The sequence below is a fragment of the Pseudomonas sp. Leaf48 genome (assembly GCF_001421885.1).
Classification (GTDB): domain Bacteria; phylum Pseudomonadota; class Gammaproteobacteria; order Pseudomonadales; family Pseudomonadaceae; genus Aquipseudomonas.
Map to the genome: position 1 here is coordinate 171,231 of NZ_LMLH01000030.1, position 12,697 is coordinate 183,927.

The 12,697-nt window shown below is 58.2% G+C and carries 13 protein-coding genes; 7 read left to right on the forward strand and 6 right to left on the reverse strand.

The window, feature by feature from the left end:
- Positions 1 to 106: 106 nt before the first annotated feature.
- Both ASE98_RS21490 and ASE98_RS21495 read right to left on the reverse strand, forming a co-directional pair.
- Positions 107 to 1,960, reverse strand: a complete 1,854-nt coding sequence (locus tag ASE98_RS21490; protein WP_060543325.1) for an Lnb N-terminal periplasmic domain-containing protein — start codon at positions 1,958 to 1,960, stop codon at positions 107 to 109.
- 217 nt (positions 1,961 to 2,177) lie between these two features.
- Positions 2,178 to 2,666: a DUF3015 domain-containing protein gene (locus tag ASE98_RS21495; RefSeq protein ID WP_060543326.1), complete on the reverse strand. Its 489-nt coding sequence runs from the start codon at positions 2,664 to 2,666 to the stop codon at positions 2,178 to 2,180.
- A gap of 280 nt (positions 2,667 to 2,946) precedes the next feature.
- Between ASE98_RS21495 and ASE98_RS21500 the strand changes: the two genes are divergently transcribed.
- Both ASE98_RS21500 and ASE98_RS21505 read left to right on the forward strand, forming a co-directional pair.
- Positions 2,947 to 5,385, forward strand: coding sequence for a Lon protease family protein (locus tag ASE98_RS21500; RefSeq protein WP_060543327.1), 2,439 nt, complete (start codon positions 2,947 to 2,949; stop codon positions 5,383 to 5,385).
- A gap of 342 nt (positions 5,386 to 5,727) precedes the next feature.
- Complete coding sequence (locus ASE98_RS21505) at positions 5,728 to 6,069, forward strand: PA4575 family protein (protein WP_060543328.1); 342 nt, start codon at positions 5,728 to 5,730, stop codon at positions 6,067 to 6,069.
- Positions 6,070 to 6,075: 6 nt separating this feature from the next.
- Here the strand turns inward: ASE98_RS21505 and ASE98_RS21510 are convergent, their stop codons facing one another.
- Complete coding sequence (locus ASE98_RS21510; protein WP_060543329.1) at positions 6,076 to 7,905, reverse strand: hypothetical protein; 1,830 nt, start codon at positions 7,903 to 7,905, stop codon at positions 6,076 to 6,078.
- 159 nt (positions 7,906 to 8,064) lie between these two features.
- On the opposite strand from ASE98_RS21510, the gene ASE98_RS21515 reads away from it, so the two are divergent.
- From ASE98_RS21515 to ASE98_RS21525, 3 genes are all read left to right on the forward strand, one after another.
- On the forward strand, positions 8,065 to 8,553 hold the full coding sequence (locus ASE98_RS21515; protein ID WP_060543330.1) for a TIGR00645 family protein: 489 nt from the start codon (positions 8,065 to 8,067) through the stop codon (positions 8,551 to 8,553).
- Positions 8,554 to 8,687: 134 nt separating this feature from the next.
- Positions 8,688 to 8,978, forward strand: coding sequence for a DUF6482 family protein (locus tag ASE98_RS21520; protein WP_060543331.1), 291 nt, complete (start codon positions 8,688 to 8,690; stop codon positions 8,976 to 8,978).
- A gap of 120 nt (positions 8,979 to 9,098) precedes the next feature.
- Complete coding sequence (locus ASE98_RS21525) at positions 9,099 to 9,716, forward strand: FKBP-type peptidyl-prolyl cis-trans isomerase (protein WP_060543332.1); 618 nt, start codon at positions 9,099 to 9,101, stop codon at positions 9,714 to 9,716.
- Positions 9,717 to 9,850: 134 nt separating this feature from the next.
- On the opposite strand, the gene ASE98_RS21530 is transcribed toward ASE98_RS21525, so the two are convergent.
- The 3 genes from ASE98_RS21530 to ASE98_RS21540 all read right to left on the reverse strand — a co-directional run bounded on the left by ASE98_RS21530 (position 9,851) and on the right by ASE98_RS21540 (position 11,804).
- Positions 9,851 to 10,108: a PA4570 family protein gene (locus ASE98_RS21530; RefSeq protein WP_060543333.1), complete on the reverse strand. Its 258-nt coding sequence runs from the start codon at positions 10,106 to 10,108 to the stop codon at positions 9,851 to 9,853.
- Positions 10,109 to 10,312: 204 nt separating this feature from the next.
- Positions 10,313 to 10,654 (reverse strand): zinc ribbon domain-containing protein YjdM, encoded by a 342-nt coding sequence (locus ASE98_RS21535; RefSeq protein WP_060543334.1) that lies wholly within the window; start codon positions 10,652 to 10,654, stop codon positions 10,313 to 10,315.
- Between the two features lie 181 nt (positions 10,655 to 10,835).
- A complete protein-coding gene (locus ASE98_RS21540) occupies positions 10,836 to 11,804 on the reverse strand; it encodes a polyprenyl synthetase family protein (RefSeq protein ID WP_060543335.1) in 969 nt (322 codons plus the stop codon).
- A gap of 239 nt (positions 11,805 to 12,043) precedes the next feature.
- Here ASE98_RS21540 and rplU point away from each other — a divergent pair, with 239 nt between their 5' ends.
- Both rplU and rpmA read left to right on the forward strand, forming a co-directional pair.
- The gene (gene rplU / locus ASE98_RS21545) at positions 12,044 to 12,358 is read left to right on the forward strand and encodes a 50S ribosomal protein L21 (RefSeq protein ID WP_007950961.1); all 315 of its coding nucleotides are present in this window, start codon (positions 12,044 to 12,046) and stop codon (positions 12,356 to 12,358) included.
- A gap of 35 nt (positions 12,359 to 12,393) precedes the next feature.
- A complete protein-coding gene (rpmA, locus tag ASE98_RS21550; RefSeq protein ID WP_003281574.1) occupies positions 12,394 to 12,651 on the forward strand; it encodes a 50S ribosomal protein L27 in 258 nt (85 codons plus the stop codon).
- Positions 12,652 to 12,697 lie beyond the last annotated feature (46 nt).

The window sequence follows — 12,697 nt, forward strand, 5'->3', positions numbered from 1 at the left end:
GTTTTCTCCCGTGATAGGGTTTGGGCCATGGTCGCAGGCATTTGGTTTCACTGGATGTCTGGATACGACTCACTGTGAGCGACAGGCGCGGATAGGCGTTGCCCGGTCAGTAGTGATACCACTTCACCTCAAGCATCACTTCGTTCTCGGGTGTGGCCAGATGGCTGAATTCGCGCTGGGCGCTCAGGCGCAGCCCGAGGTTGCGCGACAATTCCCACTGCTGGTTCAGACTCAGGCTACGGCGCACTTCGCCGTTGGTGAAGAAGTCGCCTCTGGCCTCCAGACTGAAATTACCCAACGGATTTTTCCACAGCACGCCGCTGTTGAACCCAGCGGCCGGAGCGATGAATTCAGCGAAGTCGTTGTTGTGCTCGACACGTACGGTGCCCAGAGCGAATCCGAGCATGTCGTCAGTCAGTTGCCAGGTGCCACCTGCGCCGCCATTGACGTGGCTGACCAGGGTTTCGTCGTCATGCTTGCCCGGTACCCGCTCCAGGCCGCCGGTGACTTGCCACGACAGCGGTTGCAGCAGCTCATTGCGTGGTGTCAGGGAGCGGATGGTCGCCAGGTCCAGTTGTTGCACCTGCCAGTCGTTGCCTTCGTACTGGCGCAACTTGAGTTGCAGGATTTCGATCTGTGCGCCGAGGGGGAAGCTTTCGGCGTTGTCGTTGAGGTCGTGATAGGCCATGCGCAGGCCATATTCGCCAAAGGCCCGGTCGCCGCGCGTACCCAGGCCGGCCTGCCAGGTGCGGGACTCGTGGCCATCCTCGGGCAGACCGGGTTGCGGGATATCCAGTTCCGGAGGCGGATTGCGGTTGATCGCCCGCAACAGTTCGAAACTGCGCTGGGCTCGCTGCGGATCGCGTTCCTGGCCGTTGGCGCGGTAGCGTTCCAGGCGATAGGCGGCATCAATGATCAGCGCCTGGCGGTTGCGGGGTAGTGCCGTGAACGCCGCATCTTGCAGTTGTTGCTGGTCGGCGCTGACTTTCAAGACCCATTGCTGCTCCTCATCGCTCAACGGCTCGGCTCGGCTCAGCAGTTCGCGCTCGCGGGAGGGGCGGTACTGGATCGATTCAACCAGCCCGGCCTCTTTCACCGCTTTGACGGTGTCGGTGGGGATCGCGGTGATCGGGAATTGCTCGGTCAGGCGCAGACTCGGACGCGCCACTTGCAGCAGTTCGAGCAGGCGATAGGAGCAGTTTTCATCGAAGAAAAAATAGTCGAACTGGATCTGTTTCAACTCCCAGACGTGTTCGACCATGCGCGCGGTTTCTTGCTGGCTCAGGTTCAGGCGGTATTCCCACAGGTCACGGTTTTCGAGGCTGCGGTATTCCGAGAGTTTTTCCTGATAGGGCACCAGCGCGAACAACCCCGGATAACCGCCCATCAAACCTTTCCAGGCGTAAAGGATGCTGTTGTCCGAGCCCTCGACGTAGGCGCCGAAGTTGATTGCGTAACTGAGCAGCGAAGTCTTGTCGCTTTGTACATCGGCCTGATCAATGCGCAACAGGGTGTGGCCGAACATCGACGAAGGGCTGTTGAGGTAAGCCGCCGGGAAAATCATCACCGCACTGTGGGGAGATACGTCCTTGAACCATTGCTTGAATTCTGCGCAGGCAGGCGCTGGCAAGTCGGTCAGGTTGAGCTGTGATTTCAGCCAGCGGGTACGGGCCGGATAGACGCATTGGGCATGCTGTTCGCCAGTGCTGGCCGGGGCGTACAGCGCCTGTAAGGTGGCGGCGAGCTCATGGTCGGGATGTTCGTTGCCGTCGGCGGCGAGGAAGAACTTTTCATCGCTGACATAACTGCGCCAGCCGCCGAGCTTGGCGGTTTCGTAATGACCGAGGGAAAGCCAGAAAGGGTCATTGGCCAGTTGCTGCAGACGTTGTGGATCGAGATGAGGCGCGGCGGACAGCGGGGCGCAGACACAGAGCACCAGCCAGGCAAGGCGTTTGAGCATAGTCGGCAACTTAAAGTCGAAAAAAACAAAGACCCAGTACGGAAGATACGTCGTTTGCAGGAGCCGGCTTGCTGGCGATGGCATCACCGCGGTTTATTTGGGCAACCGCAGTGATGCCATCGCCAGCAAGCCGGCTCCTACGGCTGACGATTTGGCCGAAAAGAGCAGGTCCAAAAAATAAAACCCGCTTCCCGAAGAAAGCGGGGTGCGTTCGAGCTTAAGCCTGGGTGGCGTACTTGGCCAGACGAGGGTCGCTTTTCAGAACGGCCAGGGTGTTGGCATGCACATCTTCCGCGGTCACATCAGCCTTGCTGAAGATCTGCTGGAAGTGCTCGTGAGTGACAGCGGCGAAATGCGCACGGTCTTGCGGCGCAACGCCCAGTACTACGGCATAAGTGGTCAGCGCTTCGCCCTGACCTTTAGCCATGTCTTCGGACAGCTCGTTCATCATGCCATTCATGGCAATCCAGGATTTGCCGCCATAGGTCAGCGACGCGTTGGTCGAGCAACCGTTGGTGCCGGAGGTCATACCGAAGGTTGCGTTGCCGGAAGTGCCGTTGGTGGTGGATGCCAGGAAGTGAGCCGGAGTACCACGCTGACCTTCGAACAGCATGTTGCCCCAACCGCAATCCGGGCCGCCTGGCGCCTGTGCCATAGCGTTGATGGATACAGCGGTGAAGAGAGTACCGAGAAGAATCCGTTTCATAGCTTTATTCTCTTTGTGTGCATACCAATAGACGAGGGAATCTGGCCCGTTCCGGTGCCAGTGGGCTGGGCATTAGTCCAGCCGCGCAGTTTGGAGTTTAGGCACGATCACGGGGTTCCGTTATTTTTTGCAAAAACTTCGTTGCAGAGCCGCGATTTAAGCCCGTCCTGGTTAGGGATTGCCAATTGTCGATGCGCAGGGCCGCGGCGCTCCTTGCCAGTCGGGCACAGGCAGCGCCAGAATGCTGGCATCTGCCCCGCCTGATTGTTAAGGAAGCCCGATGCCTGATCCTGTTGCTGCCAGCTTGCGTCTAGCGCCCGAAGCGCTGACTCGTCCGTTTTCCGCTGAACAGTTCAGCTTCTCTACCACCAATGATCTGGAGCCCTTTCGCGGTGTGCTTGGCCAGGAACGTGCGGTCGAAGCCTTGCAGTTCGGTGTGGCCATGCCACGCCCCGGCTACAACGTATTTGTCATGGGCGAACCCGGCACTGGCCGGTTTTCCTTCGTCAAACGCTACCTGAAGGCCGAAGGCAAGCGCCTGCAGACCCCGGCTGACTGGGTCTACGTCAACAATTTCGATGAGCCTCGCGAACCTCGCGCCCTGGAATTGCCCTCGGGTACCGCCGGCGCTTTCATCGGCGACATCAACGGATTGATCGACAATCTGCTGGCGACGTTCCCTGCGGTATTCGAGCACCCGTCCTACCAGCAGAAGAAAAGCGCCATCGATCGTGCTTTCAACCAGCGTTATGACAAGGCGCTGGATGTGATCGAGCGCCTGGCGTTGGAGAAGGAGGTCGCGCTTTACCGTGACGCCAGCAACATCGCCTTCACCCCGATGAGCGATGGCAAGGCCCTGGATGAGGCTGAGTTCGCGCAGTTGCCGGAAGCTGAACGCGAGCGTTTTCACGAGGATATCTCCGCGCTGGAGGAGCGTCTGAACGAAGAGCTGGCCAGCCTGCCGCAATGGAAGCGCGAGTCGAGCAATCAGCTGCGCCACCTCAACGAAGAAACCATCACCCTGGCTCTGCAGCCCCTGCTGTCACCGCTGTCGGAGAAGTACGCCGAGAACGCGGCTGTATGCGGTTATCTGCAAGCGATGCAGGTGTATTTGCTCAAGACTGTGGTCGAGCAACTGGTCGATGACAGCAAGACCGATGCAGTCGCCCGCAAGCTCCTGGAAGAGCAGTACGCACCGAGCCTGGTGGTCGGTCATTCAGCCAGTGGCGGTGCGCCAGTGGTGTTTGAACCACACCCGACCTACGAAAACCTTTTCGGCCGTATCGAATACAGTACTGACCAGGGCGCGCTCTTTACCACCTACCGGCAACTGCGGCCGGGTGCCTTGCACCGGGCCAACGGCGGTTTCCTGATTCTTGAAGCGGAAAAAATGCTCAGCGAACCGTTCGTATGGGATGCGCTGAAGCGCGCCCTGCAATCGCGCAAGCTGAAAATGGAATCGCCGCTCGGGGAACTGGGGCGTCTGGCCACCGTGACCCTGACCCCGCAACATATTCCGTTGCAGGTCAAAGTCGTGATCATCGGCGCCCGTCAGCTCTATTACACGCTGCAGGACCTCGATCCGGACTTCCAGGAAATGTTCCGTGTCCTGGTGGATTTCGACGAAGACATTCCCATGGTCGACGAGAGCCTGGAGCAGTTCGCCCAGTTGCTTAAAACCCGCACGTCCGAAGAAGGCATGGCACCCCTGACCGCTGATGCGGTGGCGCGCCTGGCGACCTACAGCGCGCGTCTGGCCGAGCACCAGGGGCGTTTGTCAGCGCGTATCGGTGACCTGTTCCAGCTGGTCAGCGAAGCGGATTTCATCCGTCACCTGGCCGGCGATGAAATGACCGACGCCGGGCACATAGAACGGGCGCTCAAGGCCAAGGCCACGCGGACCGGTCGGGTTTCGGCGCGGATTCTAGATGACATGCTGGCCGGGATCATCCTGATCGACACCGACGGCGCTGCGGTCGGCAAGTGCAACGGTCTGACGGTGCTGGAAGTCGGTGACTCGGCCTTCGGTGTACCGGCGCGGATCTCCGCCACGGTCTATCCAGGCGGCAGCGGCATCGTCGACATCGAGCGTGAGGTCAACCTCGGGCAGCCGATCCACTCCAAAGGCGTGATGATCCTCACCGGGTATCTGGGCAGCCGGTACGCCCAGGAATTCCCGTTGGCGATTTCCGCGAGTATCGCCCTGGAGCAATCCTATGGTTACGTCGACGGCGACAGCGCCTCACTGGGCGAGGCGTGCACCCTGATTTCGGCCTTGTCGAAAACCCCGCTCAAGCAATGCTTTGCGATCACAGGCTCAATCAACCAGTTTGGTGAAGTGCAGGCCGTCGGCGGGGTTAACGAGAAGATCGAAGGTTTCTTCCGTCTCTGTGAGGCTCGGGGGCTGACCGGCGAGCAGGGTGCGATCATTCCACAGGCCAACGTGGCCACCTTGATGCTCGACGAAAAGGTGCTGGCGGCGGTGCGCGCGGGGCAGTTCCATGTCTACGCCGTACGTCAGGCCGACGAAGCCTTGAGCCTGTTGGTCGGCGAACCGGCCGGCGCGCCCGATGAGAACGGCGAATTTCCGGAAGGCAGCGTGAACGCGCGGGTAGTGGAGCGCTTGCGCGTTATCGCGGAAATGATCAGTGAAGAGGATCTGAAGGAAGCCGAGAAAGAGATGGCGCAGGAGGCGTTGGCAGAAACCAAGCCTGCTTGACCTGACATTGCACAAAACTCTGTGGAAGCCTTTGTGGCGAGGGGGCTTGCCCCCGCTGGGCTGCGAAGCAGCCCCAAAACTTTTGGGACTACTGCGTAGTCTGACGGGGCGATGCGGCGTTCCGACAAGCCCCCTCGCCACAATGTTTTATATTGGCACTCATAAAGCGCCGTCGAAATGGCGTCAATATTCACACAATGACCGCTCGGCGTATTCTGGTCTCGTCCGGCATTCAGTTCGGACTTTTCTTCTATTCTCTGCTCAGGGATACCTACAGTCATCACTGGATCGAGACAGCCTTCCCTTGGGGGCTGAATACCGGATTTAACGAGGGTAGCCGCCATGTCGCGCAACCTCTGCCTCACCCGTCAATGCCTGGGTCTTGTGACCCGAATCGAATGCGCCGTGCGCCCCCTGGCGGGTGATAACGGTATGTGGACATTGCTGTTCGCCGCTGGAATGGCCGGTGAACAACCATCGGCCATCAAGGCCCAAGGGCCGTTTCATGGCCCGTTCGCGGCTGAATCCATCCTCGACACCATTGTGGAAAGCCTGACGCTTCACGGTTACGAATTGGCCGACGATCCGCAAATCTGGTGCCTGCACCTGCAAGCCCAGCTTCGCGAAATCAATGGTGGTCGCTGCAGCACCGTGGGCGGCTTTGAGTTTCGGCCGGAGCACTGAGTCGCACTATTGATCGAGGTGCGATGTATCGGCTTTGTCGAGTTTGACCTCGAAACCATATTGCACGGTGGTGAGGTCAGTGCGTTGATAGGTTTCAAGTCGCGCAGGCTGTCCGTAGAAATAATGCACGGCAAACAGCGCAGGGCCTTGTGCGTGCGCGTCATGGCTGACCGAGAGTATTTCTTTCAAGTAGTTGCCGGTGTCGTCCCTGGCAAAAAAGCGCCAGTCCTCAGCCGGGAACCGTTTCAGATCAACCACCAGTGTGTTGCCTTTGAGCTCCAGGCCTGCAGGCAACTGATTGGCATCGACGGTTTTTTTCTCAACTGTGGCCAGGAACAGCGGCATGGAGCCCACCGCATAGGCCGGCGTCTCTGGAAACAGATTCAGGTCGTAAGTGATGGTGCCTCGCAGGGGATCGATCTGAAACGCTTGTGGGGGCAGTTCGATAGGCTCGTCGCGTTTGCCGCCACCGTCTTCGGTAAAGAAACTGACCGGACTTTCGCCGGGGCTGAACGAGCTGCCGAGCATTTCATCATTGAAGCTGCGCAAGTGATTGAACTCGATTCGCGCAGCGCTGGGGTCGTCCACCGACTGACTGATGCTGACACCTTTCTTCAGTTGTTCCGCGCTCAAGTCTGCCCCTTTGAGCCAGCTGATGGCCTGGTCGTCGTACACGACCACGGACAGGTCCAGGGGCTGGATGGTTTTCGATGTGGTATTGGCCTCGAAGTGGCGTACCGGCAGGCTCAGATCCTTGCGGGTCACGGTGGCGGCGGAGAAATCCAGCAGGCTGACTTCCAGGGTTTCAATCGTCCCGTTGAAGTACACCTTCGAATAATGGCGGGTTTGCTGTTTCTCAAAGGTGCGTTGTTCTTCCTCGAGCTGTTTTTCCAGCGTCTCGCTCCAGGTTTTCTGCTGCTGTAATTTCGCTAACTGCTTCTGATAAAAAGCGATTTGAGCAGTTGTCTGGTTGATTGAGCCGGAGCGTGAGATGAATTGCCCGGTACCGTCCCTGGCCTGGACAATCAGCGGGTTCAAAGGTGTTTCGCTGACCTCGGGGGCCGGCGGCGCGCTGTTGCTGTATTCGATTTCTGCGTAATTGTCCGCCAGCTTGAGCAAGGTGACGCTGAGGTTGTCATTGCTGCGGGTCTTGCCAAGGTCTTGCCGGGTCAAATCGAAGCTGTAGAGCCGACGTGGCGCAATGACCTCCACCTTGCCTTGCAGACTCACTGGTTGTGGCTGCTGTTTTCGGTCGACGTCGAGGCCTTCGATGAATGGGTACGCCACGGTCAGGTCGTCGGGGTTGGTCAGGTTGGAGCTCGATGGACTCAACTGAATGCCGGGATCGGTTTCCGACCATTCCGGCTGGAACGGGATAACCCGTTTGTCGCTCAGCGTGACCGACTGCCATTGCAGACCATTGGGAAACACAAATGCGACGGGACCATTGAATGCGAATGGGAACACCGGTTGCAGATCGGTCAGGTAGTCGGAACTGGAGTCTTTTTTCAGTACGAACAACCCATTGATGTAAGTATCGACCAGCGCTTGCGGCGATGGGTAATGCTTGAGCATGGCGAGGGCGTCTTCGCTGTACTCGGTTTCCACCGGTTTGCTGTCGAGCTTGAGTTGCGCCCGTTCAAGCAGCAACAGTGATCCACCGAGCTCGGCTACGGCGTCCTTGAGCTTCGGATCCGGGATGGAGTCCAGGGACTTTTCGAACTGCGCGGTTTTTTCCTCAAGGTCGACCTGGCGCTTTTCATCCTCGGGTGAGCAGCCGCTTATCAGCAGCACCAGGCAAATACCGGCGCTTGTTAAAGGCAATCGCACATCCATTTCCAGTCTTCCTGTCCGATGTTGCTGGGCGGTCATTAATTTCGACACTAGCAGAAAAACTTTGAAGCACAGGCGCCGGTAACGGACTTTTCGACTGTTTCTGGGTGTGACGAGCGGCTGATATACTCGCGGCGATTTCAAATCCTCATGTGAGATTCAATGGAACGCTTTATCGAAAACGCAATGTACGCCTCGCGCTGGCTGCTGGCGCCGATCTATTTCGGCCTGTCCCTGGGACTGTTGGCGCTGGCGCTGAAATTCTTCCAGGAAGTCTTGCACCTCATCCCGAACGTCTTTTCGATGCTTGAATCAGACTTGATTCTGGTGCTGCTGTCGCTGATCGACATGGCGTTGGTGGGCGGTTTGCTGGTGATGGTGATGATCTCCGGTTATGAGAACTTCGTCTCGCAACTGGACATCGATGACAGCAAGGAAAAGCTTAACTGGCTGGGCACCATGGATTCTTCGTCGCTGAAGATGAAGGTGGCTGCGTCGATCGTGGCGATTTCCTCTATTCACTTGTTGCGTATTTTCATGGACGCCAAGAACGTCGATCCTCAGCATTTGCAGTGGTATGTGATCATCCACATGACCTTTGTGGTGTCGGCATTCGCCATGGGTTACCTGGATAAAGTGACCAAGCACTGATCTGCCGTTGATTGCTTTATCGCACCGCCCGTTTGTTGCAAAACAGACGGGCGGTTTCGTTAGTGGCTTGTGATTTAAGGCGCCGAGGCATATCCCTGTAGGAGTATTGATTCACCACCGCGAGAGGTGCGTCCATGAACCTGCAAGAGTTGAATGCTTATGCCATCGCCGGGAAGGTCGATGAGCTGAACCTGATCTCGATGGAGGGGGGGATCTACCTGCTGGAGGCTCGGATGCACGGCGCGCCGTATCCCTTGAGCGATGCACATGGCCAGATGATGAGCCTGCGTTCGGTGGAGCATGCCCGTGATGTGTTGCGCTCCTTTCCCAAGCTGCACTTCAACCTGGTACACACGGTGGTCCACGACGAAATGTGTGGGCTGGTCGCCGATATCCAGGGAAACCTGAAGGTGCCGATCACCTGACGCCTCTCATCAATGCCATGACAACTGTGCTAGTCTGCTGGCCCTTTTGGTTCCGGGCGCTCCGGGACGCGCTGTGCACGCACGGCTAGTTCCGGGGCGTCCGCACAGCGGAGCAGTGTCATGTCCGAAGTAAATCTGTCCACCGACGAAACCCGCGTCAGCTACGGTATCGGCCGTCAGCTGGGCGACCAGCTGCGCGACAACCCGCCACCGGGCGTCAGCCTGGACGCGATCCTGGCGGGTCTGACCGACGCTTTCGCCGGCAAGCCAAGCCGTGTCGGCCAGGAAGAAATGTCTGCAAGCTTCAAGGTGATCCGCGAAATCATGCAGGCCGAAGCTGCAGCCAAGGCTGAAGCGGCCGCTGGTGCCGGTCTGGCTTTCCTGGCTGAAAACGCCAAGCGTGACGGTATTACCACTCTGGAATCCGGCCTGCAGTTCGAAGTTCTGACTGCTGGCGAAGGCACCAAGCCATCCCGTGAAGACACCGTGCGTACCCACTACCACGGCACCCTGATCGACGGCACTGTGTTCGATAGCTCCTACGAGCGCGGCGAGCCTGCAGAATTCCCGGTTGGCGGCGTGATCGCCGGCTGGACCGAAGCACTGCAACTGATGAATGCCGGTAGCAAATGGCGCCTGTACGTGCCAAGCGAACTGGCTTACGGCGCTCAAGGCGTTGGCGGCATCCCGCCGCACAGCGTTCTGGTGTTCGACGTCGAGCTGCTCGACGTTCTGTAATGCCTGGCCCGATATGACCTCGGGCTAATGTGGGAGCGAGCCTGCTCGCGATGGCGGTGTTTCAGTCAGCAGCAATGTCGACTGTCAGATCGCAATCGCCAGCAGGGCTGGCTCCCACAGTTTTTTGCGCTGCATCATATTTCGATCTTGTGGTGCAAATCATGCGTCGGGCGCAATGCCCGGGCATAGCAGAACAGAAACAGATTGCGCACCAGTTCCTTGAGTACCACCGGCTCACAGGAACTCAAGCCGTTGAGGTCCAGGTCACCCTGATCCTGCAGTTCGTTCAAGGCTTCCTCTTCCAGCACTGCACAGACTTCCCCGGTTTCCCGATGCAGGATTCTGAGGTAAGGGTGTGGGCGATCCAGCCAGGCATCGATCAAATAAGTCATGGTCTCATCTCCATTGAAGGGTCCGATGAGAATAATTCTTATTTGTAAAATAGCAAGAGCCTATTGGCGGTTTGAGCTTTTTTCCGGGTGAAGATTGCGCGAGGTCAAAACGACTGGCGTTTGGCTACCAAGCGGGGTTGCCAGAGGAGAGTGCGAGGAAGGTGATACGCATCCCGCGCCTGGCACGGGATGGAATGGGCAGGCTCAGACCTTCCTGACGAACTCTGATTTGAGCTTCATCGGGCCGATGCCGTCGATCTTGCAGTCGATGTCATGATCGCCATCGCACAGGCGGATGTTCTTGACCTTGGTGCCGACCTTGACCACCAGGGACGTACCCTTGACCTTGAGGTCCTTGATCACGGTGATGGTGTCACCGTCCTGCAGGACATTGCCCACCGAATCCTTTTTCACCGCGTCGGCGGACACTGCTTCGGCTTCACCGCCAGCGGACCACTCGTGGGCACACTCCGGGCAGATCAGCTGGGCGCCGTCTTCATAGGTGTATTCGGAATTGCATTTCGGGCAGGGTGGCAACGTGCTCACTAAGGCTCCTTGGATTCAGGATCGCTAAAAGCGCACATTATATAGGGTTTTTTCAGGGGGTGGCTAACCCTGTAGGAGCGAGCACGCTCGCGATGGGCGCCAACGACGACGCGGGAAATCTGAATGCCCGCGTTTTCGTTAACGTCCATCGCGAGCGTGCTCGCTCCTACAGAAAAGCGCTTTAGTGCGTACGGGCGACCGCAAACTCGCTCAACTCGACCAGCGCATCGCGATATTCACTGGCTGGCAGCGCATCGAGGCATTTGATCGCACGGGCGACGTAATCGCGGGCCAGTTGCGCGGTGTACTCCAGCGAGCCCGAAGCTTCCACGGCTTCGCGGATGCTTTCCAGGTCTTCGATGCCGCCTTTCTGGATCGCCTTGCGCACCAGGGCGGCCTGCTCCGGCGTACCTTCACGCATGGTGTAGATCAGCGGCAGGGTAGGCTTGCCTTCGGCCAGGTCGTCACCGACGTTCTTGCCCAGGGTTTGAGCGTCGCCTTTGTAATCGAGCAGGTCGTCGACCAGCTGGAACGCCACGCCAAGGTGGTCGCCAAAGGTGCGCAGGGCTTCAGCCTGTTCCGGTGTGGCTTCGCACAGGGCGGCAGCACTGTGGGTCGAGGCTTCGAAGAGCATCGCGGTTTTGCCGCGGATGACTTCCATGTAGGTTTCTTCGGTGGTGCTGGCGTCACGGACCTTCGACAGCTGCAACACTTCGCCCTCGGCGATGATGCGCGTCGCTTGCGAAAGGATCTTCATGACGGGCATGGAACCCAATTCGACCATCATTTCAAAGGAGCGCGAATACAGGAAGTCGCCCACCAGCACGCTGGGGGCGTTGCCCCACATGGCATTGGCGGTCGAGCGGCCACGGCGCATGCCGGACATGTCGACCACGTCGTCATGCAACAGGGTCGCGGTGTGCAGGAACTCGATGGTCGCGGCCAGCAGACGCAGCTCATCGCCTTCGCGACCCAGGGCTTTGCCGCACAGCAGCACCAATAAAGGACGCAGGCGTTTACCGCCGGCCGAAGTAATGTAGTCGCCGATTTTCGATACCAGCGGCACTCGGGAAGTCAGCTGCTTCTTGATGATGCCGTCGACGGCGATAAAATCGTCCGACACCGCGCGGTAGAAAGCTTGGGGTTGCATCAGAGACAGTTGCTCCAGAAGGGTTGCGCGGCATGCTAGGACCCACGCCTGCAGGTGTCAAGGCGCGATGGACGGCCACTTGCAAGGCGCTCGTGCCTTGCGTACAATCGCGCACCCTGAACTTCCTGGGCAGCACCTGCCTTACGCAATTGCAATCGGGCCTTCCAGCCCATGCAGCCATGCCAGCCAATACCTCTTCTTATAAAGAGCTGGGTGAGCAGGATTATCGGAGAAATACCATGTCTTATGCAGTAATCGTTACTGGCGGCAAGCAGTACAAAGTCGCCCCGGGTGAATACCTGAAGATCGAAAAACTGGAAGTCGCTACCGGCGAATCCGTTACCTTTGATCGCGTTCTGTTGGTTGCCAATGGTGACGACGTGAATATCGGCGCTCCAGTTGTTGCTGGCGCTACCGTTGTGGCTGAAGTGATCTCCCAAGGTCGTCACGATAAAGTCCGCATCATCAAGTTCCGTCGTCGTAAGCACCACATGAAGCGTATGGGCCACCGCCAGTGGTACACCGAGATCAAAATCACCGGTATTCAGGCTTAATTACAGCCTAATTCCTCACTAGGAGAATTGAACTCATGGCACACAAAAAAGCTGGTGGTAGTACCCGTAACGGTCGCGACTCAGAAGCCAAACGCCTTGGCGTGAAGATGTATGGCGGCCAGGCTATCAAAGCAGGCAACATCATCGTGCGTCAGCGCGGCACCCAATTCCACGCTGGCTACGGCGTTGGCATGGGTAAAGATCACACCCTCTTCGCTAAAGTCGAAGGCGTGATCAAGTTCGAAGTAAAGGGCGCCTTCGGTCGTCGTTACGTGAGCGTAGTCGCGGCTTAATCGCGCGATCGCTGGAAAAGCCCTGTCTCGCGACGGGGCTTTTTCG